Source organism: Pseudomonas sp. NPDC012596, assembly GCF_042902325.1.
In the GTDB taxonomy this organism is placed as follows: Bacteria; Pseudomonadota; Gammaproteobacteria; order Pseudomonadales; family Pseudomonadaceae; genus Aquipseudomonas.
Genome location: NZ_JBIBEB010000013.1, coordinates 94,504 through 118,869 on the forward strand (window position 1 = coordinate 94,504; position 24,366 = coordinate 118,869).

Annotated in this window: 26 protein-coding genes; 14 read left to right on the forward strand and 12 right to left on the reverse strand. The window is 63.7% G+C overall.

Annotated features, from left to right (window positions below; genetic code table 11):
- Positions 1–59: 59 nt before the first annotated feature.
- The 3 genes from ACFY68_RS16885 to ACFY68_RS16895 all read left to right on the forward strand — a co-directional run bounded on the left by ACFY68_RS16885 (position 60) and on the right by ACFY68_RS16895 (position 1,807).
- Complete coding sequence (locus ACFY68_RS16885) at positions 60–440, forward strand: Mor transcription activator family protein (RefSeq protein ID WP_387529447.1); 381 nt, start codon at positions 60–62, stop codon at positions 438–440.
- Positions 441–508: 68 nt separating this feature from the next.
- A complete protein-coding gene (locus ACFY68_RS16890; protein ID WP_387529450.1) occupies positions 509–1,177 on the forward strand; it encodes a DUF2589 domain-containing protein in 669 nt (222 codons plus the stop codon).
- Between the two features lie 72 nt (positions 1,178–1,249).
- Positions 1,250–1,807: a DUF2589 domain-containing protein gene (locus tag ACFY68_RS16895; protein WP_387529452.1), complete on the forward strand. Its 558-nt coding sequence runs from the start codon at positions 1,250–1,252 to the stop codon at positions 1,805–1,807.
- A 9-nt stretch (positions 1,808–1,816) separates the two neighbouring features.
- On the opposite strand, the gene ACFY68_RS16900 is transcribed toward ACFY68_RS16895, so the two are convergent.
- Genes ACFY68_RS16900 through ACFY68_RS16910 form a run of 3 tightly spaced genes read right to left on the reverse strand, consistent with a single transcriptional unit; the run spans position 1,817 to position 7,932 of the window.
- Entirely contained in the window at positions 1,817–5,491 is a 3,675-nt protein-coding gene (locus tag ACFY68_RS16900) for a translocation/assembly module TamB domain-containing protein (RefSeq protein WP_387529455.1), read from the reverse strand.
- Entirely contained in the window at positions 5,488–7,230 is a 1,743-nt protein-coding gene (locus ACFY68_RS16905) for an autotransporter assembly complex family protein (RefSeq protein ID WP_387529639.1), read from the reverse strand. The genes ACFY68_RS16900 and ACFY68_RS16905 overlap by 4 nt, the downstream gene beginning before the upstream one ends.
- A 51-nt stretch (positions 7,231–7,281) precedes the next feature.
- Entirely contained in the window at positions 7,282–7,932 is a 651-nt protein-coding gene (locus tag ACFY68_RS16910) for a GNAT family N-acetyltransferase (protein WP_346613142.1), read from the reverse strand.
- A gap of 162 nt (positions 7,933–8,094) precedes the next feature.
- On the opposite strand from ACFY68_RS16910, the gene xthA reads away from it, so the two are divergent.
- Entirely contained in the window at positions 8,095–8,907 is an 813-nt protein-coding gene (gene xthA / locus ACFY68_RS16915; protein ID WP_387529458.1) for an exodeoxyribonuclease III, read from the forward strand.
- 51 nt (positions 8,908–8,958) lie between these two features.
- On the opposite strand, the gene ACFY68_RS16920 is transcribed toward xthA, so the two are convergent.
- Together ACFY68_RS16920 and ACFY68_RS16925 are read right to left on the reverse strand one after the other, a co-directional pair.
- Positions 8,959–9,711: an anti-sigma factor family protein gene (locus ACFY68_RS16920; RefSeq protein ID WP_387529461.1), complete on the reverse strand. Its 753-nt coding sequence runs from the start codon at positions 9,709–9,711 to the stop codon at positions 8,959–8,961.
- On the reverse strand, positions 9,708–10,229 hold the full coding sequence (locus ACFY68_RS16925) for a sigma-70 family RNA polymerase sigma factor (RefSeq protein WP_387529464.1): 522 nt from the start codon (positions 10,227–10,229) through the stop codon (positions 9,708–9,710). Before ACFY68_RS16925 ends, ACFY68_RS16920 begins: the two co-directional genes overlap by 4 nt.
- A gap of 131 nt (positions 10,230–10,360) precedes the next feature.
- Here ACFY68_RS16925 and ACFY68_RS16930 point away from each other — a divergent pair, with 131 nt between their 5' ends.
- The 4 genes from ACFY68_RS16930 to ACFY68_RS16945 all read left to right on the forward strand — a co-directional run bounded on the left by ACFY68_RS16930 (position 10,361) and on the right by ACFY68_RS16945 (position 13,855).
- Positions 10,361–11,407, forward strand: coding sequence for a catalase family peroxidase (locus ACFY68_RS16930; protein ID WP_387529467.1), 1,047 nt, complete (start codon positions 10,361–10,363; stop codon positions 11,405–11,407).
- Positions 11,404–11,937 (forward strand): cytochrome b, encoded by a 534-nt coding sequence (locus ACFY68_RS16935; protein WP_387529470.1) that lies wholly within the window; start codon positions 11,404–11,406, stop codon positions 11,935–11,937. The genes ACFY68_RS16930 and ACFY68_RS16935 overlap by 4 nt, the downstream gene beginning before the upstream one ends.
- An 87-nt stretch (positions 11,938–12,024) precedes the next feature.
- Entirely contained in the window at positions 12,025–13,230 is a 1,206-nt protein-coding gene (locus tag ACFY68_RS16940) for an MFS transporter (RefSeq protein WP_387529472.1), read from the forward strand.
- Between the two features lie 79 nt (positions 13,231–13,309).
- Positions 13,310–13,855 (forward strand): cupin domain-containing protein, encoded by a 546-nt coding sequence (locus ACFY68_RS16945; RefSeq protein WP_346613135.1) that lies wholly within the window; start codon positions 13,310–13,312, stop codon positions 13,853–13,855.
- Positions 13,856–13,912: 57 nt separating this feature from the next.
- On the opposite strand, the gene ACFY68_RS16950 is transcribed toward ACFY68_RS16945, so the two are convergent.
- Together ACFY68_RS16950 and ACFY68_RS16955 are read right to left on the reverse strand one after the other, a co-directional pair.
- On the reverse strand, positions 13,913–14,518 hold the full coding sequence (locus tag ACFY68_RS16950) for a 2-hydroxychromene-2-carboxylate isomerase (protein ID WP_387529475.1): 606 nt from the start codon (positions 14,516–14,518) through the stop codon (positions 13,913–13,915).
- 29 nt (positions 14,519–14,547) lie between these two features.
- Positions 14,548–15,279: an SDR family oxidoreductase gene (locus ACFY68_RS16955; protein WP_387529477.1), complete on the reverse strand. Its 732-nt coding sequence runs from the start codon at positions 15,277–15,279 to the stop codon at positions 14,548–14,550.
- Positions 15,280–15,367: 88 nt separating this feature from the next.
- Between ACFY68_RS16955 and ACFY68_RS16960 the strand changes: the two genes are divergently transcribed.
- Together ACFY68_RS16960 and ACFY68_RS16965 are read left to right on the forward strand one after the other, a co-directional pair.
- On the forward strand, positions 15,368–15,931 hold the full coding sequence (locus ACFY68_RS16960; RefSeq protein ID WP_387529480.1) for a TetR/AcrR family transcriptional regulator: 564 nt from the start codon (positions 15,368–15,370) through the stop codon (positions 15,929–15,931).
- Entirely contained in the window at positions 15,918–16,511 is a 594-nt protein-coding gene (locus tag ACFY68_RS16965; protein WP_387529482.1) for a DUF4157 domain-containing protein, read from the forward strand. The genes ACFY68_RS16960 and ACFY68_RS16965 overlap by 14 nt, the downstream gene beginning before the upstream one ends.
- 43 nt (positions 16,512–16,554) lie before the next feature.
- On the opposite strand, the gene ACFY68_RS16970 is transcribed toward ACFY68_RS16965, so the two are convergent.
- Positions 16,555–17,547 (reverse strand): bile acid:sodium symporter family protein, encoded by a 993-nt coding sequence (locus tag ACFY68_RS16970; RefSeq protein ID WP_387529484.1) that lies wholly within the window; start codon positions 17,545–17,547, stop codon positions 16,555–16,557.
- 119 nt (positions 17,548–17,666) lie between these two features.
- On the opposite strand from ACFY68_RS16970, the gene ampC reads away from it, so the two are divergent.
- Together ampC and ACFY68_RS16980 are read left to right on the forward strand one after the other, a co-directional pair.
- A complete protein-coding gene (gene ampC, locus ACFY68_RS16975; protein WP_387529486.1) occupies positions 17,667–18,815 on the forward strand; it encodes a class C beta-lactamase in 1,149 nt (382 codons plus the stop codon).
- A 295-nt stretch (positions 18,816–19,110) separates the two neighbouring features.
- Positions 19,111–19,443, forward strand: coding sequence for a hypothetical protein (locus tag ACFY68_RS16980; RefSeq protein WP_387529489.1), 333 nt, complete (start codon positions 19,111–19,113; stop codon positions 19,441–19,443).
- 57 nt (positions 19,444–19,500) lie between these two features.
- Here ACFY68_RS16980 and ACFY68_RS16985 read toward each other — a convergent pair whose 3' ends face one another.
- The 4 genes from ACFY68_RS16985 to ACFY68_RS17000 form a co-directional block, all read right to left on the reverse strand.
- Positions 19,501–19,806 (reverse strand): hypothetical protein, encoded by a 306-nt coding sequence (locus ACFY68_RS16985; protein ID WP_387529491.1) that lies wholly within the window; start codon positions 19,804–19,806, stop codon positions 19,501–19,503.
- A 143-nt stretch (positions 19,807–19,949) separates the two neighbouring features.
- Complete coding sequence (locus ACFY68_RS16990; RefSeq protein ID WP_346613126.1) at positions 19,950–20,138, reverse strand: hypothetical protein; 189 nt, start codon at positions 20,136–20,138, stop codon at positions 19,950–19,952.
- A 139-nt stretch (positions 20,139–20,277) separates the two neighbouring features.
- Positions 20,278–20,598, reverse strand: coding sequence for a YbjQ family protein (locus ACFY68_RS16995; RefSeq protein ID WP_387529494.1), 321 nt, complete (start codon positions 20,596–20,598; stop codon positions 20,278–20,280).
- 157 nt (positions 20,599–20,755) lie between these two features.
- Positions 20,756–21,643, reverse strand: a complete 888-nt coding sequence (locus ACFY68_RS17000) for an EamA family transporter (RefSeq protein ID WP_346613120.1) — start codon at positions 21,641–21,643, stop codon at positions 20,756–20,758.
- A 232-nt stretch (positions 21,644–21,875) separates the two neighbouring features.
- On the opposite strand from ACFY68_RS17000, the gene ACFY68_RS17005 reads away from it, so the two are divergent.
- Both ACFY68_RS17005 and ACFY68_RS17010 read left to right on the forward strand, forming a co-directional pair.
- Positions 21,876–23,273, forward strand: coding sequence for a purine-cytosine permease family protein (locus tag ACFY68_RS17005; protein WP_387529497.1), 1,398 nt, complete (start codon positions 21,876–21,878; stop codon positions 23,271–23,273).
- Between the two features lie 114 nt (positions 23,274–23,387).
- Positions 23,388–24,323, forward strand: coding sequence for a bestrophin family protein (locus ACFY68_RS17010; protein WP_387529500.1), 936 nt, complete (start codon positions 23,388–23,390; stop codon positions 24,321–24,323).
- Positions 24,324–24,366: the final 43 nt, after the last annotated feature.

The window sequence follows — 24,366 nt, forward strand, 5'->3', positions numbered from 1 at the left end:
TGACCCGCCATCCCGGGTCTTTAAAGCATCGCGCCCCACATACCGCGAGGGAGCCTCCCATGGAATTGCCAGATCTCACCGCCATCGATATCAGCCAACTGCCGCATTCGCTGCAGGCCCTGATCGAATGCATCGGTATTGAAAACGCCTACCAGCTGACCTGCGCCTACGGTGGCAGGCCCAAGTACATCCCCAAGCACCGCGAACGAACCAAGCTCGCCGACGTACTCCCTGGCGCAGCACTCGACGCCCTGATCAAGCGCTTTGCCGGCGTGGCCCTGGAAATTCCCAAGGCGGACCACTTCCTGCGGCAGTTGCGCAACCTGCAAATCCAGAAAGAAAGCGCTGATGGCTTGTCACGCAGCCTGCTGGCTGACAAGTACGGCTTGAGCCTGCGCCAGATCGGCAATATCCGCCGCCAGGAGCCTTGCGCTCGTTGACGGCAATCACCCTGGCCGCCCGTTGACGGCCACATTTGCAGCATCAACCACAGAAAGAGAATCCCGCTATGTCCATAGACAGCAGCCTTATCGGATCCGTCATCAATGCCTTGCCCATGGACCGGATGATCGCCGGCCCGCTTCAAGCCATGGTTCAGGCCCAGGTCACTGCGAGCAAGTCTTATGCTGACTTCCTCATGCAGGTGTGTGTACAGGACGGCAAGGCGGTCGCCATCCAGTTCGACTATGACGAAACCATCGTCGATGAGCAGGGCGACTACAAAGGTATCGTCAGCAAGTCCATGAAGGTGCCGCTGATGGCGGCCATCACCCACCCGAACATCGTCATCGAAGAGGGTAAAGTCGAATTCGAACTGACCATCAGCCAGGCGGCCGAAGACTTCAGCGAGACTGCCAAGAGCGGCGAGGTTGCTGGCGCACTGGGCTGGGGGCCGTTCAAGCTGGACATGAAAGGCAGCATTAGCCACAAGTCCACGCAAACCCGCAAGACCGATACCCGCGCCCGCTATGCGTTCAGTACCACGTTGCGCCGCCAGGATCCGCCAGAGGCGGTGATGAGGGTGATCGATTTTCTAACCGATGCCGCCACCAAGCCAACGGTCGGACCCAACGCGATCCTGGCTAGCACTGACGCCATTTCGACCGACGGTGTCCTGACGGGTAAACCGTCGCCGGACACCAATGAGCCGGCAAGCCCAGTTCCAGAACTGGCGTGACGTCTCTGGCAGCCCCCCCTGAATGATCGCCCCGCAGTCACAGCGGGGCGCTCCTGCCCCTGGAGCGATTGATTGGAAAAGCCACCAGCCCCAATGACAGCCATTGACCTTCGGGATATCACCCGGGGCCTTCAAGAAGCCGCAGCGGCCACCAACAGCCTTATTGCCCAGCAATACATCAACTTGTTCGACCAGTTCTTCGATATCGACTCCGAGGCCCTCGGCGCGCCGATGAAAGCCAAGATGGTGGAAGTCGCCATGGACGAAAACCATATTATTCGCGTGCCATTGTTCGCCCTTGTTTCACCCAAGGGGCTGGCCTTGGAGCGCATGCAGGTTGACCTATCGGTGCGGGTGAATGGCACGGAGGCCCTTCGCGCCCTGCAGGCGGAAAGCGAGCGCGACAGCACTGCAGCGTTCAAGGTGACGATCGGCGCGCAAGGCCGCCAGGGTGATACCCGCGACCCCGACGAGGTGCAGATCCGCATGCAGTTTCAAGCCAGCGAACCGCCCGAAGCCCTCAATCGCCTGATAGAGGAATACACCAAGCTGATCACCCCCGCCCGCAAGCCCCTCACCCCGCCTGCCACCGACACCAACGAGTTCGTCGAAGCTGCCACCGTACGCTGACGGCAGCCCTCAGAAGTCGCGTTTGTAGAAGATGTCCAGCGAGCTCGCCAGCCCGCTGGCCGCTTCCAGGTAAACCTTTTTGCTGAGCTTGTAGCGCAGCGCAATGGTGTTGGCCGGCTCGAATACGCCTACCCCGTACCGCAGGCTGAGCTTCTCGGTCAGGTTACCGCTGGCTACCACACTGGTTGTGTTGCCGGAGCCTTCGGTGTCCAGCTGGAAATCTTCAATACCCAGGCCCGACGCCAGGCTACCGGTAATCCCGGCGCTGCCAGCCAGGCCCAGGCCCAGTGCAGCTTCAGCAAGCATGTTGTTGTCTTCACCCGAGGTGCCAAGGGGGCGACCCAGCACCAGGTAGGACAGCGCTTGTTCCTGGCTCATGGCCGGTTCGGAGAACACCTTGGTGGTGGGTTGCTCGGCGCTACCACTCAGGCGAATCCCGGCGATCACATCATCCACTTGGCGGATGGCTTCGATATCCAGGTAAGGCTGATCGATAGGCCCGGCAAACAGCAGGCGTGCCCGGCGAATGGTCAAGCGCTGGCCATAGGCGCGGTAGCGCCCATCGGCCAGGCTCAGTTCGCCGCGGGTGTCCATGTTGTCGCCGATGTGCACGTGGCCGAGCAGGTTGGCGGTCAGGCCAAAGCCTTTGAACGACAGCTTGTCCTGCCCCACCTCCACATCGATATCCATGGCCATCGCCATGGGCGGCTTGCCCTCCTCGGTCTGGTGGCCGACGATGACGGTGTCATCCGACACTTTGACGGTTGACGGCGGCAGCTCACGCACGGTGATGTTGCCCTTGGGTACCAGGACCTTGCCGGCGACTGCCAGCTTGTCGTCGATCAGGCGCAGGCTGAGGTCTGGCGATACCTCGAGCGTTGCGTAGGGTTCAACCGTGACCGGCAACTGCTGGCCTTGCAAACGCACATCCATGCCCAGTACCTGGCCCCAGGTCAGCTGGCCGGTCAGCCGCGCCCTGCCCGCCTCGCCACTGCGCCAACCACCACTGAGCTGCACCTGCTCGCCAGCGATCAGTGCTTGCAGCGACAGGTCCTGCACACTCACCGGCAGCTCGGCGCCACTGACTTCGCCGCCACTGAGCAGCAAACTGCCGTTGACCTGCGGGGCCAGCAAGGTGCCGGACAACCGGCCACTGCCATTCAATTGCCCGGCCAGGCGCTCGACCATGGGCACGAACGGCCGGGCAATCGACACGTCCAGGCCGGCAAGGCGGAAATCGCCGGACAGCGGTTTGTCCTTGCCCAATGGGTCGATGCGCGCATTCAGCGTCAGCTCGCCAAGACGCTCGCCCCGGAAATTCAGGCGTGTATCGATACGGCGCGGCGCCAGGGTGCTGTCCAGGCGCAAGGCCTGGTAGGGGAAGTCGACCCAGCGCGCCTTGTCGCGCACCTTCAGTGTGCCGCCACTGGCATCAATGCTGAAGGTACCCTTCGGGCCGCTCGCGGGAATGTCCAGGTTCACATCAGCATTGAGCAGCCCCTGCCAGGCAAAATCTTTCGGCAGCCACTGGGCCAGGCTTTCCAGCGGGAACTGCTTGAGGTGGTAGCGCAGGCGCGGCTCCGGTGCCAGGCGTTGATCCTCGCCACACAAGCTGGCCTGGCCGGAGCGCCAGCAGTGGGCGCCGAAGTCCAGCTGGCCGCTGGCCAGGCGCTGCAGGCGAGCCGGCGCCTGCAGCTGCCAGTCCTGCCCGCCGGCCTGGATCCTGCCGCTGGCCAAACGGCCACGCCAGTCACCCTTGCTCAACTGGCCGTCCAGCCCCAGAGCGAGCTTCAATTGCGGGCCGTCAAGCCCAAGCGTCAGCGCCTGCTGGCGGATATCGCCCTTGCCGTTGGCCTGCAAGGTACCCAGGACCGTATCGCCCAGGCGGATGCCATTGGCCTTGAGGTCGATCACGCCGCGCTGGGCATTGTCCAGGCGCGCGTCCAGGTCAAGGCGCTGAATACGGTTCTGTTCCTGGGCCAGTTGCTGCCCCAGCAAGGTCAAGGTGCCCTGCGGGGCAGCCAGTGTACCGCTGACGTCCAGCCGGCCCTTGGCCTGGCCCTGAAGCCCGGGCCACAGCTGCCCCAGCCGCGGCAGGTCGAGGTCGACACGCCCGGCCAGGCGCTGTTGCAGGCTGCCACTGCCATTTATGCGGTTGTCCCCCAGCTGCACCGCCAGGGCGCCGAGCGTCCAGTTTTGCCCGGCGCCTTTGGCCTCGACCTTGAGTATGGCCGGCTGGCCTCGCAGGCGGCCCTTCAGGTCAAGCTGCGCATCGAGGGTAAGCTGCTCCCCCTTCATCTCGCCTTTGCTGCGCAACGGGCCGGCCAGGGTACCCGGCAGCTCGGCGAGCCAATAGGCCGGGTCGAGGGCCGACAATTGCAGGTCGACGTCCCAGGCCAGGGTATCGGCAAAGCGCACGGCGACGCTGCCGGCTGCCTTGCCCTGCCCCGCCGTGAGCGCAAGCTGGGGCAAACGTACCTGGCTCAGGTCGCCCTCGAACGGGCTGGCCAGTGTGAATGCCCCGGCAGGGCCGTCGAGGTCACCGTTGAAGGTGCCTTGGTAATTGCCGTCACGGTATTGCACCTGGGCATTGAAGCGCTTGAGGGTCACTTCGGGCGGCGTTTCCAGCGGGTAAAGGCGTAGCCACGGGAAGTCCTGCCAGTCGAGTTGGGCGTCAGCCAGCAAGCCCTTTTGCCAGTCGACGCTGGCCTGCAGTTTGACCCGTTGGGCATCACTGGCCATGAGGTCAAGGGCCTCCAGTTTCGCGCCTTTGGCATCTACCTTGCCCGCAAGCTGCAAGGCAATCGGCGACTCTTCGGCGGGCAGGCTGGCGTTACCGGACAGCTGGTAACCCTTGAGCAAGTCGCCCTTGGCATCAAGCGTGAGCTGATTCAGTTGCAGGGTGTCTGGTAGGGATGCGGAAGGTTTGAAGGCGTCGGAGCTGATGTGCAAGGCAGCCGGCAGGTGTTCGGCCAGGGCTTGCAGCTCGCCGGTCAGCCGCGCGTTCAGATAGCCGCTGCTGGTGCCGTCGAGCTCGAGGGTTTTCTGCAGCTCACCCTTGGCGGTCAATGCCAGTTGCCAGGCCTGCCCTTCCACGGCAGGCAATTGCACCTGCCCTTGAAGCTGCACAGGCCAGTCGCCCTCGGGCTGCACGTCGCCCTGCACATCCACGTGCAGGTCATCACGTTGCAACTGCAGGCTGTCGACCCGCAGCCCGGTGGCTGTCCAGTGCGCCGCCAGGTGCAGGTCGCCCAGCAGGTCGCTGCCATCCAGGCGCAGCTGGCCAACCTTGACCTCGCCCAGCTCGATGGCCAGCGGCAGGCGCAACGTCGGCAGCTGCAGCGGGCCAGTGTCTGCAGGTTGTTCGCTCGGCGCAAAAGCCATGTCGATACGCTGGGCGTGCAACTGATCGATGCACAGCTTGGCGCGCAACAAACAGGCTGGCGACCAGTTCAACAGCGGTGCCTGCACCTCGACCCGGCTGCCAGCGTCGCTCCAAATCAAGCGACTGGCCTGCCAGGTTCCGCCAAGGCGCCCCTGGAAATCGTTGACCTCAAGGCCCGGCACGCGCGCGAGCAGCCAACGGCTACCGCCCTCGGTACCCAGCAACACGCCGAGCGCCAGAACAACGAGCAGCACACTGCCGAGCATAGCCAGCAGAATGAATTTGAACACACGCATCACAGCTCAGGCCCCATGGAGAAGTGCAGGCGAATCCCACCGTCGTCATCGAGGGCCTTGGCAAGGTCCAGGCGCAGCGGCCCGACCGGCGAGACCCAGCGCACACCAAAGCCGACACCGGTCTTGAGGCTAGGCAGTTCCAGCGTATTGAACGAATTACCTTGATCGACGAAGGTCGCCACGCGCCACTTTTCGGTCAGCGAGTACTGGTACTCGACACTGCCCGCCACCAGGTAGCGGCCACCGATGCGGTCGCCGTCGCTGTTCTTCGGCGACAGGGTCTGGTAGTCATAGCCGCGCACGCTCTGGTCGCCACCGGCGAAGAAGCGCAGTGATGGCGGGATGTTGTTCTTGTAACCGTTGGTGGCGCTGCCGCCGAACTGCACGCGGCCAAGGAAGCGGTGGTTGTGGCCCAGGGTGGTCAGGCCCTTGAGCAGGACATTGCCGTGCAACAGGTTGGTGTCGGAAACCAGCCCCTCCTTGGCCACCTGTGTATCGAACTGCAGGCGGTAGCCGTTGTGCGGGTCTATGCGGTTGTCGCTGCGCAGATAAGAAAAACTTACACCCGGCATCAGCAGGTTGCTCAAGCCCGAATCGTCACCCAGGCGATACTCTTCGCGCTGGTACTTGAGCGAAATCACCCGCTGCCAGCCGCTGGGCAACTTGCTGTGCCACTCAGGCCCAACCGTCAGCAATTTACTGAGCGTATCGGTGCCGGCGATTTCTTCGTTCTGGTAACCGCCGGCGAAGCGCAGCTTGTCGGTCAGCGGCGGGTCCAGCGGTACGTCGTACCACAGGCCAACGTTCTGCCGGGGTGCCGACAGCTCCGTCTCCCAGCCATAGCTATGGCCTTGGGGGTTGACCCAGTGGCGCGTCCAGTTGGCCTTGCCGCGCGGGCCGACGTCGGTGGAGAAGCCAAGGCCCAGGCCCATGGTGCGCGGCTTGCGGATATCGAGGCGAACGTCGACGGGGATTTGTTCCGCCACCGCAGCGGTAGGCGCGGCATCCACCCGCACGCCCTCGAAATAGCCGCTCGATTGCAGGTCGTTGTTCAGTTCGGCGATCAGTTCGGAATCGTAGGGGGTGCCCGGTTTGAATGACACCATGCGTTGCAGCAGGTCTTCGTCCAGCGGCGTGTCACCGCTGAACCTGACCGCCCCCAGGCGATAGCGTGGGCCGCTTTGGTAAACCAGCTCGATGTCGGCCACCCCGGCCTGCGGGTCGACCGCCAGGCGCTGACGGCTGAAGCGGCCGCTGAAGAACCCATAGCGCGAAGCCTGGTTCTGGATCAGCCGCTTGGCGTCTTCGTACGAGCCATGATTGAGTGGCTCGCCGGCGCGCAGGGCTTTGCTGTCGGGTACGCGAAATGCCTTCATCTCGCTGGCCGGCCCTTCGATGCGCACGGTCACGTTGCGCAGGCGCACGGGCTCACCGGGGTCGATGTGGATGATCAGCTTTGCCGGTTGGTCGGCCTTGGCGGGCGGCTGGACCTCGGTGTCGATCTGCGCCTGATAGTAGCCAAGTGCCTGCGCGGCCTTGCGCGCCTGCTCCTGGGCCCCGCGACTGAAGCGCAGCAGCGCCTCTTCATCGCGGTCACCAAGGGTACCTATATAACCTTCGACATTGGCTTTGAGCGCCTTGTTGGCTGGCTTTACCTGCACCAACAACTCGCTCTGGCCCCATGCTGCGAAACTGGCGGCCCAGAAAACCAGGCCCCAGGTTAGTCTTCCTGAATACGTCATGCGGCGCATGCTACCAGAGCCAGGCGCTCAAGGGAGCCGCCTGGCGCCCTTTCAGGCAATTGAGGGCATGGATGACACCGGGTTGGGATGAAAGAACACCCGCTCTCGGATTGGCCCTACAGCCACCTCGCCTATCTCTTCATAGCCCTGACGCTGGTAAAACGCGAGGTAATGCTCGTTACCCGAGTCCAGCACCACACCTTGGGTGTTGGGGTCTTCCGCGCACCAGTCGTGCACAGCCTGTAACAATTGTTCGCCGTAGTGCTGGCCGCGGAACTGCGGGTGCACGCCCAGCAGCGGCAGCACGTGAACCTGATCGGTCGGCAGGCAGCTCATCAGCGCCGCCTGGTACTCCATGTAGCGCCGAGTACAGCGCTGGCCAGTGCCCAGCAGCATACGCAGGCGCCATGCCCAACTGTCGGCCACCCCCAGCCTGCGCTGCGGAGGCACAATCAGCGCCAGCGCGATCAGGCGGTCGTCCAGCAGCAGGCCGATGGCGGGCAATTGCAGGTAGAAGTGCTGCCGCACCCATTCACGCACCATGACCCGCAAGCGTCGTTCGTAACCTGGGCGCTGGCCCTCGAAGATGTAGGCAAAGGTGGGCTCGTGGCGGTAGGCGTTGTACAGCAGTGAGCGTGCCTCACGGCTGTAGCCGTCATCGAGCGTGCAGACGCGAGCCTGGGCGGCAGTAGCTTCGGGCATTGCGGGCAGTCCTCCTGGAATGGGCATACAGTGCCTTGGAGGTGCACCGCGGCGCTTCGTTCACCCCTGACTGCACGTTAGCAGTGCCTTTGCCAGGCCGCCACGCTGGTGATCAAGGCCGATGTCGGCTAGCATCCGGCCTTTTACCAGGATTGTCTTTCGATGAAGATCGTCTGTTTCAACATCAACGGCCTGCGTGCCCGCCCCCATCAGCTGGCGGCGCTGATCGAAAAGCACCAGCCCGACGTGATCGGCCTGCAGGAAACCAAGGTCAGCGACGATCAGTTCCCTTTGGCCGACGTGCAAGCCCTGGGCTACCACGTGCACTACCACGGCCAGAAGGGCCATTACGGTGTCGCGCTGCTTTCGCGCCAGGCACCGCTGAGCCTGCACAAAGGCTTTGCCACCGATGAAGAAGACGCCCAGCGCCGCTTTATCTGGGGCACGTTCGCGGATGCGAACGGCACACCGATCACGGTCATGAATGGCTACTTCCCACAGGGCGAGAGCCGTGACCACCCCACCAAGTTCCCGGCCAAGCAGCGGTTTTACAGCGATCTGCAGGCGCTGCTGGAGGGGCAGTTCAAGAATGACCAGCCGCTGCTGGTGATGGGCGACATGAACATCTCGCCCCAGAACTGCGATATCGGTATCGGCCCGGACAACGCCAAGCGCTGGCTGAAGACCGGCAAATGCAGCTTCCTGCCTGAGGAGCGCGAGTGGATGGAGCGCCTGAAGGGTTGGGGCCTGGTGGACAGTTTCCGCCACCTGCACCCGGAGGTCGCCGACCGCTTCAGCTGGTTCGATTACCGCAGCCGTGGGTTTGAAGACGAGCCCAAGCGTGGCCTGCGCATCGACCTGATCATGGCTTCGCAACACTTGGTGCCGCGCATCAAGGCAGCGGGTGTGGACTATGACCTGCGCGGGATGGAGAAACCTTCGGACCACGCGCCGATCTGGCTGGAATTGAGCTGATCAATGCGGCCTTTCGCGGGGCATGCCCGCGAAAGGCCGCTGCGGCTCATGCTACAGCCCGAGCCTCAACGCTTCCCCCACCCCCGCCCCCCGCACATCATCCGCCGCACTGACCAGGGCAAAGTTGTATGCCCCATGCGACCAGTAGCGCGCCTCCAGCTGCCCATCGACCCGCTGCCCTTGCGGCATGCGCTCGTAACGCTGGCCCGGTGAGCGCAGGAACAGGCTGATGCGCTGGCCAGTGCGGTCCTGGAACACCAGCAACGCGGCCGGCCCCTGCTCGTTGCTCAGCAACCGCGCGCCAACCGGCTGGAAGCCGTAGCCGGTCAGGTCGGGCAATTGCCCTACCCGGTTGAAATGCCGGCCAAGCCAATCGCGCAACTGTGCCGGGTCACTGGCCTGGATATCCAGCGCCTCGCTGCCAGCAAACAACCGATGCGCCTGCACAGCATCGGCCATCGGCAATTCACTGCCTGCCAGCGTCACCTGACGCGCTTGCCAGCCACCCAGCCCGCCCACCCCCAAAGCCAGCAGCAGAACCGCCGCCGAAGCCAAACGCCGCTGCCGACGTTGGCGCAAGCGCCGCTGCACCTGGCCCAGGTCGAGCTGCGCCGCCCCCGGCAGCTCGCCAAAGCCAGCCAACGCCGCCCGCAGGCGCCGGGCATCGTTGCGCCAGGCGTCGATGCGTGCGGCTTCCTGGGGGTTGGCCGCCAGCCACGCCTGCACCTCGGCACGGCGCGGCGGCGTGAGCCGGTCGTCGACATAGGCGTGCAGTTCGTCTTCGCTGGGAATCAGGCGTGTCATTTGAGTCTCCGCAAGGCCGGGGGCTGGGGGTTGCCCTCGGTCAGTTCACGCAAGGCGGCACGGGCGCGGGACAGCCGCGACATCACCGTGCCGATGGGGATCTGCAGCGCGACGGCCGCCTCCTTGTAGCTCAGCCCCTCGATACTGACGAGCAACAGCAAGGCGCGCTGCTCGGCCGACAAGCGCGCGAAGGCTTGCAGGTCGGCCTGGGCCAGCACAATGTTCTCAATATTCCCGCCGAGGGCTTCCTCTTCGCGTTCGGCATTACCGAACCACGACAGCCAACGCGCATGCAGGCGTTCGCGGCGTTTACCGTCGAGAAACAGCCGATAAAGGATGGTGAACAACCAAGCGCGCAACGCATCAGCGTCGCGTTGCTGGCTGCTGCGGGCCAAGGCACGCTCGACGGTGCCCTGCACCAGGTCATCGGCGCTGCCCGGCTCGCGGGTCAGCCACAGGGCAAAGCGGCGCAGGCGCTGCAGTAATTCGCGCCACTGCTGTTCGTCCAGGTCGTGCATGGCTAGTTACCGGCCTTTGGGGTTATTCAGTGTATGGGGCAGACGCCTGGCAACAAAATCTATTCCCACCGATGGAATAACTTTTCTGCTGCCGCGTCGTACCGGCATCTTCACTGAACCGGACAAACACCATGAACTCACCCTTGCACGGCCCGGCGAAGGCTCTGCGCCTGGCGGGTATCGGCGCTGTGATGCTGGCCCTGGGCGCCGGCTTTGCTTATGCCGCAGGCTGGATCGGCGGGCCGCAGCTCACCCCGCAACGCATCATCGACACCTTCGAGGCCCAGGCCGGCCACTACGCGGGCTATCGTAAAAACCACGCCAAGGGCCTGTGCGTCAGTGGCTACTTCCAGCCCAGCGGCCAGGCTGCGGTACTGTCGACAGCGCGTGCGTTCAGCCAGCAATACGTGCCGGTGATCGGCCGATTTGCAATCGGCGGCGCCAACCCGTTCGCCCCGGATACCGCCGTGCCGGTACGCAGCCTAGCCATCCAGCTGAGCACTGACGACGGCCAGGTGTGGCGCACTGGGATGAACAACCCGCCTGTGCTGGCCGTGAGCACGCCCCAAGGGTTCTATGACCAGGTGCTGGCCAGTGCACCGGACCCCGCCACCGGCAAACCGGACCCTGCAAAGCTGCAGGCGTTCTTTGCCGCTCACCCGGAAAGCGCAGCGTTTCGCCAATGGGCTGCGGGCTACAAAGCCAGCGACAGCTTCGCCAGCACCCAGTACCACAGCATCAATGCGTTCCGCCTGATCGATGCCCACGGCACTGCCCACCCGGTGCGCTGGCAACTGGAGCCACAAACCCCATTCGCGGCGCTGCCCGGCCAGGTCGATGACAAGCGGTTCCTGCAACACGACCTGCAGCAGCGCCTGGCCCAGGGCCCACTGCGCTGGACCATGCGCCTGGTGCTGGCCGACCCGGGGGATGCGCAGGACGACCCCGCCCGCCCCTGGCCCGCCGAGCGTAAAACTGTCGATGCAGGCACCCTGGTCATCGAACAGGTGGATGCCCAGGAGCAAGGCGGCTGCCGTGACCTGAACTTCGACCCGTTGATCCTGCCCAGTGGCATTCAGCCGTCCGATGACCCGATTCTCGCCGCCCGCTCGGCTGCCTATTCGGAATCCTTCAACCGCCGCAGCCGCGAATCGCTTGGCGCAGGAGCCCACCCATGAAACCCGAAGCCTTCCACCCGCTGGCTCGCCTGCTGCACTGGCTGATGGCGATATTGATTCTGGCCATGCTGTTCATTGGCGTGAACATGGTGGGCGACCTGTCGCTGCGCCACCCCACACTCGTCGAGTTGCACAAGGCGACTGGCCTTGCACTGCTGGTGTTGGTAATCGTGCGCATCGGCCTGCGCCTGGCGCTGCCACACCCATCGCTGCCACGCGACCTGCCCGCCGTGCAGCGCATCGCCGCTGGCGCTTCGCACCTGCTGCTATATGGCCTGATGCTGGCCATGCCGCTGCTGGGTTGGGCGATGCTGTCGGCCGGCGGCTACCCGCGCCCGCTGCAACTGCCCGCCATCGCCCCGCACGACCTGCAGCTGTACGCAGTACTTCGCCAGGCACATGGCTGGGCTGGCTACCTGTTGTTCGCCACGGTGCTGGTGCACCTGGGTGCGGCGTTGATGCATGCACTGGTGCGCCGGGACGGGGTGTTGCGTAGCATGTGGCCAGGCCCCCTGCGGCGCAGCGAATGATGGCATGCGGCACAGGGCAGGCTCGACAAACGATAAACGCTCTCATTAAGCTGAGTGGTTTATGCTCAACTGCCCTGGATTGCCAACATGAATGCCGCAAAGGACCCTGCCACCCTCACCCCAGCCGCCACGCTGGACTTACGCCCCCTGCTGCTGGCCACCATGGCCTGCACCATGTCGATGATGGCCTTCGTCGCCCTGATCGGGCCCATCGCCCGCCTGCTCGGCATGGCCACCTGGCAAGCCGGTGCGGCGGTGACCGTGGCCGGCGTGGTCTGGGTGCTGCTGGCCCGGCCCTGGGGCCGCGCGGCCGACCGCCTGGGCCGTCGGCGCATCCTGCTGCTGGGCAGTGCCGGGTTCACCGTGGCCTACTGGCTGTTGTGCCTGTTCGTCGAAGGCGCCCTGCGCTGGCTGCCTGGGGCGACTTTGGCTTTTGTCGGGCTGATGATTGCGCGCGGCTGCATCGGCGCCTTCTATGCGGCCATACCGGTGGGTTGCAATGCGCTGATCGCCGACCATGTCGGGCCGCAACAGCGGGCCCGGGCCATGGCGTCGCTGGGCGCGGCCAACGCCGTCGGCCTGGTGCTGGGCCCGGCACTGGCGGCGCTGCTTGCCCGGCATAGCCTGAGCCTGCCGTTCCATGTGATGTCGCTGCTGCCTGCCAGCGCATTTCTGGTGCTGCTGTTCAAACTCAAGCCGCAACCGCTGGCGGTCAGCCATGCGCCCAGCCCGGTGCGGCTGAGCGACCCACGTTTGCGCCGGCCGCTGCTGGTGGCGTTCAGCGCCATGCTGAGCGTGACGGTGTCGCAGATCATCGTCGGTTTCTTCGCCCTCGACCGCCTGCAGCTGGGGCCGGCCGAGGCCGCCCAGACGGCCGGTATTGCCCTGACTACGGTGGGGGTGGCGCTTATCCTCTCCCAGGTACTCCTGCGCCAACTGGAGTGGCCGCCGCTGAAAATGATCCGCGTCGGCGCCACGGTGTCTGCGCTGGGCTTCGCCGCTGGCGCACTGGCTACCAGCGCGCCTTGGCTGTGGGGTTGCTACTTCGTCGCCGCCGCCGGTATGGGCTTTGTATTCCCGTCCTTCTCGGCGCTGGCGGCCAATGCCATGCACGCGTCTGAACAAGGCGCCACTGCCGGCTCCATCGGCGCTGCACAAGGCATGGGCGCGGTGATCGGCCCGTTGGCCGGAACGCTGGTCTACGCGCTCGATCCACGCCTGCCGTTCCTGGCGGTGGCCCTGCTTTTACTGCTGGTCGGGCTGTGGCCAATGCCGCGCGAACGACGCGCCTGACAAGCACAGCGCGCAAGCGTGCAGAGTGTGTTTTAATGCGTCGCTCATTATTTTTAACACCTCTGATTACAAGGCGGCTATGGACACGGGGACACGACTCAAACTGGTGCGTGAACGCAACAGCCTTTCCCAACGGGAACTGGCCCGCCGTAGCGGGCTGACCAATTCGACCATCTCGCAGATCGAACAGAACCGCGTCAGCCCCTCGGTCAGCTCACTGAAAAAGCTGCTTGAAGGGATCCCGATGACCCTGGCGGAGTTCTTCAGCTTCGACGAGCCGGTACGGGAAGAGCGCTTCGTGTTTCGCGCCAGCGAGCAGCCTGACCTGGGCCGCAACGGCCTGCGCATGCTGCTGGTCGGGGCCAGTGTCGAGGCACGCCAGATGCGCATGCTGCGCGAACTGTATGCACCGGGCGCCGACTCTGGCGAGCCGATCGTGCATGCCGAGGGCGAGGAATGCGGGCTGGTCACACGCGGCACCGTGGAGCTATGGGTCGATGGCCAGGTCAGCATCCTCAACTCAGGCGATGGCTACTACATCCCCACAACCTTGCCGCACAGCTTCAAGAACATCGGCCAGGACGAGGCGGAGATCATCAGCGCCAATACCCCGGCCAACTTCTGATCTGGCTGTGAGCCGTCCGGCCCCTTCGCGAGCACGCCCGCGAAGGGGCCGGCACTGTCATGCACCGACTTGCTGCCTCAGCGCATCCTCGACGAAATCCAGGCGATCCTGGCCAAAGTACATCTGCCCTTCGACAAAACAGGTCGGTGCGCCAAACACACCTCGCTCCACCGCCTCCTCCGTGGCCTGCTTGAGTGCCGCCTTCACCTCACTGTCAGTAGCCAGAGCCTGCAATTCAGCCGGGTCGAACCCGGCCTCTCCAAGCACCTGAGCCAGCACTGTGTTATCTGCAAGGTTTCGCCGCTGCGCCCACAGCCCATTGAACAGCGCCGCCAGCAACGCTTCGAAGCGTTCCGGCGAGCGCAGCTGCATGCCGATCACGCCACGCATCAAGGCCAGCGTATTGAGCGGAAACCCGGGCGGCAGCCCGAACGGCACGCCATAGCGCACCGCATAGCGCCCCAGGTCGGTGAACATGTAGCGGCCTTTGGCGGGGATCATCGCAGGCGATGCATTGCCCGTTGCCTGAAACACCCCGCCGAGCAGCATCGGCCGATAACGCAGGGTGGCACCATGGCGGGCGCACAGCGTGGGGAGCTGGGTCCAGGCCAGGTAACTGGCCGGGCTGCCCAGATCGAAGAAGAATTCGACGGTTTTGCTCATGCAGCACACTCCTTTGACGAGTCGGGGGCTTACCAGCGCTCCATCCACGGGCGCAGGTCGAGTTCGAAAGTCCAGGCATCGCGTGGCTGCGCGTGCAGGAACCAGTAGCTGTCGGCGATGTGAGCGGGGTCGAGGATGCCGTCCTGGTCCTTGAGGGCGTAACGCTCGGGGAAGCTGTCACGGATAAACGCGGTGTCGATGGCGCCGTCCACCACCACATGGGCAACATGAACATTGCGTGGTCCCAGTTCACGCGCCATGCTCTGAGCCAGGGCACGCAGGCCGTGCTTGGCCCCTGCAAACGCGGCAAACCCGGCCGCACCGCGCGTGCCAGCGGTAGCGCCGGTAAACAGAATGGTGCCGCGTTCACGGGCAACCATGCGCCGCGCCACGGCCTGGGCGGTAAGGAAGCCGGCGAAGCAGGCCATCTCCCAGATCTTGAAATATTTGCGCGGTGTTTCCTCAAGAATGCTGCACGGCACATTGGCGCCAATGTTGAAGACAAAGGCTTCAATCGGACCGATATCGCGCTCGATGGTCTCGACCAGCTCGGCAACCTCCTCTTCCTTGCGCGCATCCGAGCCAAAGCCGTGGGCCTGCCCACCCGCCGCACGGATTTCATCCAGCAAGGGCTGCAGCTTTTCGGCCTGCCGGCGCGTGACGCAGGCGGTATACCCCTCGCGGGCAAAGCGCTTGGCGATTTCGCCACCCGTGGCATCCCCCGCCCCGATCACCAGCACCACTTTTTGTTGTTTTTTCATGCGCGCCCCTATTGATGAATGATCGTTTAGTAAACGAACGCTATGTTATGATCCGCGCCATCGTCAAGCCCGCGCGTAGAGGTTTCCCTTGCGCTATTCCACTGACCACAAGCAACAAACCCGTGACAGGTTGCTGGCCAGCAGCGGCGCGCTGGCCAAGCGCGGCGGCTTTGCCAGCACCGGTGTTGCCGGGCTGATGAAGGCCATCGGCCTGACCGGCGGCGCCTTCTATAACCACTTCCCGTCCAAGGACGACCTGTTTACCGAAGTGGTCCGCCAAGAGCTTTGCAACAGCCCGTTGGCGCGCCTGGCCACCCAGGGTGCCAGCCGCGAGCGCCTGGCGCGCTGCCTGCAGCAGTATTTGAGCCTCGCGCACCTGCACAATGCTGAAGGCGGCTGCCCGTTACCCCCCCTTGGCGTCGAGATCGCCCGGGCCGAGCGGCCGGTGCGTGAACAAGCCGAACATTGGCTGGTGGGCCTGCATGCCGCCTGGAGCCAGACACTGGAGGATGAGGCACTGGCCTGGGCGCTGATCAGCCAATGCGTCGGGGCATTGGTGGTCGGGCGCATGCTGGCCAGCGAAGCCGTGCAAACCCAAGTGTTGGACGCCAGCCGCCGCTTCGTCGACAGGGCCCTGAATGAGAGCCGCTAGCCTGCTGTCTGCGCTGTTGCTCAGTACACCGGCATGGGCCGAGCAGGCTTGCCCACCCGGGCAATATCAGGTCTGCCTGATGGGGTGCTTCTGCGCGCCGATCGACCCCGGCCAGGCGGGCCAGGTGCTCAAGGACGTCGAGGTGATGGCCTCGAGCAGCCTGGCCTTCGCGTTGCGCCAAGCCCGCGACGAAGCAACGGCCAGCGGCAGCGAGCCGATCCCGTTGCATATTCGAGCCCAGCTCGAACCCTGGTATGACTTTGCCGTGCTCGATGCGGCGCGGTACCGGGTTGGCGACGAGCAGCAGATCAGCGCCGCCAACGCCTTATTGCAGAACCCGGATGTGAATGCAGTGACGCTGATCGACACCATCATCTTCCGCCATGCCAGCGATGCCGAGGATAACGTGGCGCTGTGGGCGCACGAGCTCAAGCACGTGCAGCAGTACCTGGAACTGGGGGTGGAGGCGTTTGCCACAGGCTATACGCGCAATTACGAGGCGCTGGAGGGGCCGGCTTACAAGATCGAGGCCGAAGTGGAGAAGGCGCTGCGCCAGCGCAGTTCGGGGCAGGCGCGTTAGCGTGTACCGGCCTTGGGCCGGCCGGTACGACAGCCTCAATCTATCAGGATGAAGCCGTGGAAGCCTCGCCCTCCTCTACCCGGCTGGCATAGCGCTGGGCCAGCACCGCACACACCATCAACTGGATCTGATGGAACAGCATCAGCGGCAAGATCATCGCCCCGATGCCACTGCCCACGAACAGCACCTGCGCCATCGGCACCCCGGTTGCCAGGCTCTTCTTGGAGCCTGCAAACAGAATGGTAATGCGGTCTTCCAGGTTGAAGCCCAGCACCTTGCCCAGCAGGCGCGTACCTAACAGCACCACTGCCAGCAGTATGCCGCACACGGCGAACAGCCCCGCCAGGTGTTGCGGCGATACCGTGTGCCACAACCCGGTGACCACGGCCTCGCTGAACGCGGTGTAGACCACCAGAAGGATCGAGCCCTGATCCACCACCTTGAGCCAGCGCGCATTGCGCTTGACCCAAGCACCGATCCAGCGCCGCGCAATCTGCCCGGCGACGAAGGGCACCAGCAACTGCAGGGTAATCTTCAGCACCGCATCCAGCCCCGAGCCGGTATCACCGCTGGCACCCAGCAACATCACCACCAGCAGCGGGGTCAGGAAGATACCGATCAGGCTGGAGGCCGCAGCGCTGCAGATGGCCGCTGGCACGTTGCCCCTTGCCAGCGACGTGAAGGCAATGGCTGACTGCACGGTGGCCGGCAGTGCGCACAGGTACAGCACGCCCAGGTACAGCTCGTTACCCACCAGCGGCACGAACAGCGGCTTGAAGGCCAGGCCCAGCAACGGGAACATCACGAACGTGCAGGAGAACACCAGCGCATGCAGGCGCCAGTGCCCGGCACCGGCGATTATTGCCTCGCGCGACAGTTTGGCACCGTGCAGGAAAAACAGCAGGCCAATGGCCAGGTTGGTCAACCAGCCGAAATAGACGGCGCCGTCGCCCGAGCAGGGCAGCACGGTGGCGATGAACACTACCCCGAGCAAGGCCAGGGTGAAGTTGTCGAGCAACATGCGCAAATACTTCATAACTACTTCCATCTTGTCGTTGTGCAGGGGCAGACAATAAGGTGTGGCGCTTTTTCCTGCTAACGCCGGAACCCCCACCGGTGTCGCTCAACGGACACATACCAGAAAAGGAACGCTGCATGCCCCCACTTCGCCTTGCGTCGATTACGCTAGCCACGGCTCTGGCCTTGAGCAACATGACGGCGCACGCCGCCGACCCGTTGCAGGCGCAGGTCGACCAAGTCATCCGCCCGCTGATGCAGAAGCAGGACATCGCCGGCATGGCAGTTGCGTTGTACGTCAACGGTCAGGCGCACTACTTCAACTATGGCGTGGCCAGCAAGGCCGACAAAAAGCCGGTCACCGCCGATACGGTGTTCGAGATCGGGTCACTCAGCAAAACCTACACCGCGACCCTCGGCGCCCTGGCCAGTGCTGAAGGCAAGCTGGACCTTGACGCCCCCGCCCGGCGCTACCAACCCGCCCTGGCCGGCACACCGCTGGGCGAGGCAAGCGTGCTCGAACTCGGCGCGTACAGCGCCGACTGCCTGCCCTTGCAGTTTCCCGACGCCGTGCAGACGCCCGAACAGGTCCTGGACTTCTACCGCAACTGGCAGCCCCGCTCCAAGCACGGCACCCAGCGCTGCTATTCGAACCCAAGCATTGGGTTGTTCGGCGACCTGGCCGCGCGTGCTCAGCAACGGCCCTTTGCCGAGCTGATGAACCAAAGCCTGCTGCCGCAGATGGGCCTGAAACACACCTACCTGCACGTTCCGGCATCCGCCCAGGGCCTCTATGCCCAAGGCTACGACGCACAGAACCGCCCGGTGCACGTCGGCCCGGGGCCCTATGCCGACGAAGCCTATGGCATCAAGACCAGCGCCAGCGACCTACTGCGCTTCGTGCGCCTGCACATGCAGCCTGGCGAGCTGTCACCGGCGTTGCAAAAAGCGACTGCCATCACCCAGGCAGGGCACTTCCAGGTGGGTGCGATGACCCAAGGCCTGGGCTGGGAACGCTACCCCTATCCCACCACGCTCGAGACCCTGATCGACGGCAACGGCCCCCGGCTCATCCGTGAACCCCAAGCTGCTCGCCGCCTCGCCCCAGCGCTACCGGTACTACCCGCCGCCTGGTACAACAAAACCGGCTCGACCAATGGTTTTGGTGCCTACGCGGTGTTCATTCCAGCCGAAGGCAAGGCCATCGTCATGCTCGCCAACCGCAATTACCCCAATGAAGAACGGGTGCGCGCCGCCTACCGAATCCTCACCCACATTGGGGGCTGACAGGCCGTTCATGGTGGATTGTCCGACAAGATGTAGTGAGCAAAAATATTCACTACAAAACGATTGACGCCGCCGATCAGCCTTGGGCATGATGAAGCCGTCTCCCTGATCGGGAGCGGTGGCAAGGGTATTCCAGTCGGCTTGCGCGGTAACGCAGCCGTCCGTGGAGAGGGAACTGTCCAAAAGGCAGCGTGAGAAAGCCCCTGTTGCGATGCTGCGGTAGCAGCCTTGGTAGCGCGCTACATCTGTAGCGCCAACTGTGAAAACACCAACAAAAACGGGTAATGGGGGCTTTATGATGAACTTGAACAACAATCCAACCATCGACCAACTGGCTCAGCTGTTCGCCGCACGCAAGGACAGCCTCGACGACCACCTGCTGTGGGTCAACCAGACCGGCGAGGTACGCCTCGACCGCCTGCCGCCGAACACGGTCGAAGATGAATTCGATGCGCACCTGCCCAGCATGCGCGCCCGCTTCAAGGTCTACCGCCGTGGCCAGGGCTACGTCGGCAAGAAGGCCGCCGCCGACACCGAATTCGTCGGCCGCGTGCTGCAGACCCTGCAACAAGAATGGCCCGCCGCCCGTGAGCGGCAGGCAGTCAAGGTGATCGAGCCGCTCAACTGATTTGTCAGTAAGCAGCCTCACCACTTCCAGAGCCCGGCCTGCATAGGCCGGGCTTTTTCATGCCTGCCGACGCTGGCGTTGCCGCGGCGGCAACGCCAGCGCACCGGTCGCCAACGCCCTGGCCCGGTCGACACCCCACACCAGGGTCCGGGTCATGGTCTCGCCTGGCCGTGCTGGGTAGTACTCTTCCAGCAACGCCCTGCCATCCTGGCCATACAGCCCAAGAAACAGCTGCGTGGCGCCAAGCCGTGACAGGCGCACCTGAACATCCAGGGTAGTGCCGTCGCTGAGCGCTTCATCATGGCAGCGGCTGTGCAATTGCGTATCGGCCCACTGCCAATAGGTCTCTTCCCTGACTCGCATGGAACACAATCCTCCTTTCCTGAAATTTCACGCAAGAAAAGCACAGCATCATCGATTCGGCGAGTGCAACCTGCCAATACCATGAGCAGGGTCAATCAAGGCCAACAAAAACCCCGCCAGCGGGCGGGGTCGTGTGAACGGGTTCACTTTCTGGTCGGAACCCGCGGCGTGAAGCGGCCCTTTTTGCTGCGCTGCAGGTGTGCCGGCTGCAGCTGCTCCGAATCGTCCAAGGTCATGTGGGCGAAGCCCAGGCGGAAGGCCGCCTGACCGCAACGCACCTGGCTGTTGATCGGGAACGCATCATTCATGTCTTCGAAAAAGGACTCACTCATGCCCTGTTCTCCCTTCAGTGGCGACCGCGCCGGCACGTTGAGCGTTGCCTGGAAAAACGCGACCCGTGAAAAAGAGACTAGCCGGTCACATGCGGACCGCCTGGCCAAAAGCGCCAGAACCGACCAGTGGCACTTCGCCTTATTTCAAGCGCACAGCCGTGCCCGTGGCGAACACCACGACCATGCCGCCTTGCACCGAGGGCATGCTGATCTCAAAATCGACACCCACTACCGCATCGGCTTGCAACTGCCGTGCCCGCGCCATGAGTTCTACGGTTGCCTGCTCACGGGCCTCGCGCAGTGCGCTTTCCAACGTTTGTGAGCGGCCACCGAAGAAGTCGCGAAAGCGCGCGAAGAAATCGCGCACGAAGTTGATGCCCTGCACCGATTCGGAGCTGACTACACCGAGGTATTCCGCAATCGGGCGGCCTTCGAGCTGGCTGGTGGTGGAGATGATCATCGGGAAGCTCCGTTGGCTTGGCAAAAGAGGCCAAGTCTAACAAAGCGTTGGCCCCTTCGCGGCGGTCTGCCGCGAAGGGGCCAACGAGCAGCGCCACGGGCAAGCAGCCACTGGACAACGCGATGCATCTACTGATTGCAAGGAGATCCCCGAACCATCAACCCGCACTTGCCGCCCGCAACCGCTGCCCCAGCTTCGGCCCGAACACATTGACCAACAACCCAAGCATGACCAGCAGCGCGCCCCACCCTTGCACCGCTGTCAACCGCTCCCCCAGCAACCACGCCGAAGAACTCAACCCGATTACCGGCACCAATAAGGAAAACGGCGCCACCTTGCCCGCCGGGTGGCGTGACAGCAGCGTGCTCCACAGGCTGTACCCCAGCATGGTGGCAACGAACGCCAGGTAGATCAGCGCCAGCACCGAACTCCAGCCGATGTTGGCCAACGCATGGCCAATACGCTCCGGCCCTTCCAGCCACCACGACAAGGCCAGAAACGGCAGCGGCGGGATCAGCCCACCCCAGATCACCAGCGCCACCAGGTCCACCGAACCGAAACGGCGGGTGATGATGTTGCCCATGCCCCACATGGCACCGGCGCACAGGGTCAGCACCAGCGCCACCAGCGGTACATGGCCGCTGTCTTCACTGCCGATCAGCGCCAGGCCGCTGGCCGCCACCAACAACCCCAGCACGCTCGCCAGGCGCAGGCGCTCACCCAGAAACAACGCTGCAAAACCGAGCGTGAAGAAGGCCTGCGACTGCAGCACCAGCGAGGCCAGGCCTGGCGGCATGCCGCTGTACATGGCCTGGAACAGGAAAGCGAACTGGCCCAGAGAGATGGTCGCACCGTAGGCAATCAGCCAGCGCCACGGCAAGTTCGGGCGCTTGACCAGCAGGATGGCCGGAAACGCGACCAGCAGAAAGCGCAATGCCCCCAGCAGCATCGGCGGCAGGCCGTCGAGGCCCACCTTGATGACCACGAAATTGACTCCCCAGGCGACGATCACCACCAGGGCGATCAGCAGGTCCTTGAGCGGCATTGCGACTTCCTTCTTCAGGCGTTCTAGACATATTTCGTAACAGCATAAGGCCAATTCACATCAGCGGACCGGCACAGTTACCCGCCAGCCTTGCACAACAGTCCATCTGCAAAGGCCTGCAAGCTTCACTTGACCGGACTTGTATAGACATGCTCATATCGATGACAGGCCATTCGTGCCGCGTCCTGCCAATGGCCCTCTCCCACACAAAAACAATGAAGCGGAGCCGTCAATGTCCAGCAAACCCGTGCTCGAGCGGCGCTCGATCGACTACATTCCCGAAACTGAACGCCATGGGCGGGTGTATAGCCAATTCACCCTTTGGCTCGGCGCCAACCTGCAGATTACCGCCATCGTCACCGGCGCCCTGGCCGTGGTGCTCGGCGGCGACGTGTTCTGGTCGTTGATCGGCTTGCTGCTGGGGCAATTGATCGGCGGCGCCGTCATGGCCTTGCACGCCGCCCAGGGCCCACGCCTGGGCCTGCCGCAGATGATCTCCAGCCGCGTGCAGTTCGGCGTCTACGGTGCGGCCATCCCGATGGTGCTGGTGTGCCTGATGTACCTGGGCTTCACCGCCACCGGCACGGTGCTGTCCGGGCAGGCCATCGGCCAGTTGCTCAGCGTCAGCGACAGCGCCGGCATCCTTATCTTTGCTGCCGTAATCGTCGCCGCCACGCTCGCCGGCTACCGGGTCATCCACTGGATCGGCCGGGTCGCCAGCGTGTTGGGCATCATCGCCTTCGTCTACCTGTTCAGCCGCATCCTGGTGCTCGCCGACATTGGCCAGTTGCTCGACAACCGCCACTTCAGTTGGGCGACGTTCTTGCTGGCGGTTTCGCTGTCGGCGTCCTGGCAGATCGCGTTCGGCCCCTATGTGGCCGACTATTCGCGCTACCTGCCAAGCAGCACTTCGGCGGTCAAAACATTCTTCGCCGCCGGCCTGGGTTCGGTGATCGGTGCCCAGGCCTCGATGATCCTCGGCGTGTTCGCTGCAGCCACCGCCGGTGGCCAGTTTTCCGGGCGCGAGGTGGCCTACATCGTCGGGCTGGGTGGCGCCGGCACCACGGCGGCGCTGCTGTACTTCTGCATCGCCTTCGGCAAGGTGACCATCTCGACGCTGAATTCCTACGGCAGCTTCATGTGCATCGCCACTATCATCAGCGGTTTCCGGGGCCACCTGGCCATCAGCCGCACGCAACGCCTGGTGTTCGTGCTCGCCATCGTCGGCGCCGCCACCTTGGTGGCATTGCTCGGCCAGCATTCGTTCCTGAGCGCATTCAAGTCGTTCATCCTGTTCCTGCTGACCTTCTTCGTGCCCTGGAGCGCAGTCAACCTGGTGGATTATTACTTCATCACCAAGGAACGCTACGACATCCCTGCCCTGGCCGACCCCGACGGCCGCTATGGCCGCTGGAACTGGCCGGGCATCAGCGTCTATACCGTGGGCGTGCTGATTCAGATGCCGTTCATCGACACCAAGCTGTACACCGGGCCCATGGTCGCCTACCTGGGGGGTGTGGACGTGTCCTGGCTGATCGGCCTGGTGGTGCCGAGCGTGTTGTATTACTGGGTGGCGCGCCGCCGCGCGGCTGACGCGCCGGCCAGCATGATCGTACCCGACGCACTGTGACTGCCATGGCGCGAAAAATCGCGTATTAAGCTCCCGTTAAGCATCACTTCATAGACTGGCCAGGAAAACGGCGCTGAGCGTTCGCCTCCATCCTGGATACTGGAGTGATGCAATATGGAAGCTGCATTGATGAGCAAATGGAAATGCCTGTCCCGTACCATAACCTATGTCGGCTGGTCGCTCTTCTGGTTGATGGTGTGGGATATCGCGGTCACCTTCGATGCCATGCTGGTAGAAGGTTACGGCATCGAGTTACCGCTCATGCCGTTGACGCTCCTGTGTTCGGCACTTGTCGTGTTGATCAGCTTTCGCAACTCCAGCGCTTACAACCGTTGGTGGGAAGCCCGAACCCTGTGGGGTTCCATGGTCAACAGTTCAAGAAGCTTCGGCCGTCAGGTGTTGACGCTCATCGACGATGAAGACGGCATCAACCCGTGCAAGGCTCTGCTCATCCGACGTCACGTGGCTTACCTGCATGCTTTGCGCATGCACCTGCGGGGCCAGAAGAATGTTGCTGCGCTGGCGCCATTGCTGCATGACCAGGACCTTGACCGGCTGGCGGCAACCCACAATCTCCCTAACGACATACTGAGCGGTTCGGCAGAGCTGATCGCTGCGCAGTTCAAACTAGGGCATCTGGACAGCATCCGCTTGGCCCGCCTCGAGTCGACCCTGGTCGACATCTCCAACTGGCAAGGCGGCATGGAGCGGATAGCCAACACGCCGCTTCCTTATCCGTACACCTACTTCCCAAGGCTTTTCAGCGCCCTGTTCTGCGTCATCATGCCACTGAGCCTTGTGCCGACACTGGGCTGGTTCACCCCGATCGTTTCCACGGTGGTGGGCTGCATGCTGCTGGCCATGGAGCGCATCGGCACCGACCTGCAAACGCCTTTTGGCTGCAGCCAGCACAGCATTCGCACAGATGAGTTGTGCCGCAATATCGAGCACAACCTGCGGTCGATGTTCAACTCACCCGAACGCGGTGCGTTGTACCTGTGCAGCGATGTCGAGAGCCTTCAGCTGCAGCGCAGCGGAGCAGCCGCGTAGCGCCGAGGGTTGATACCCGTGGCCTGACAGTTGCCTGGGCGCG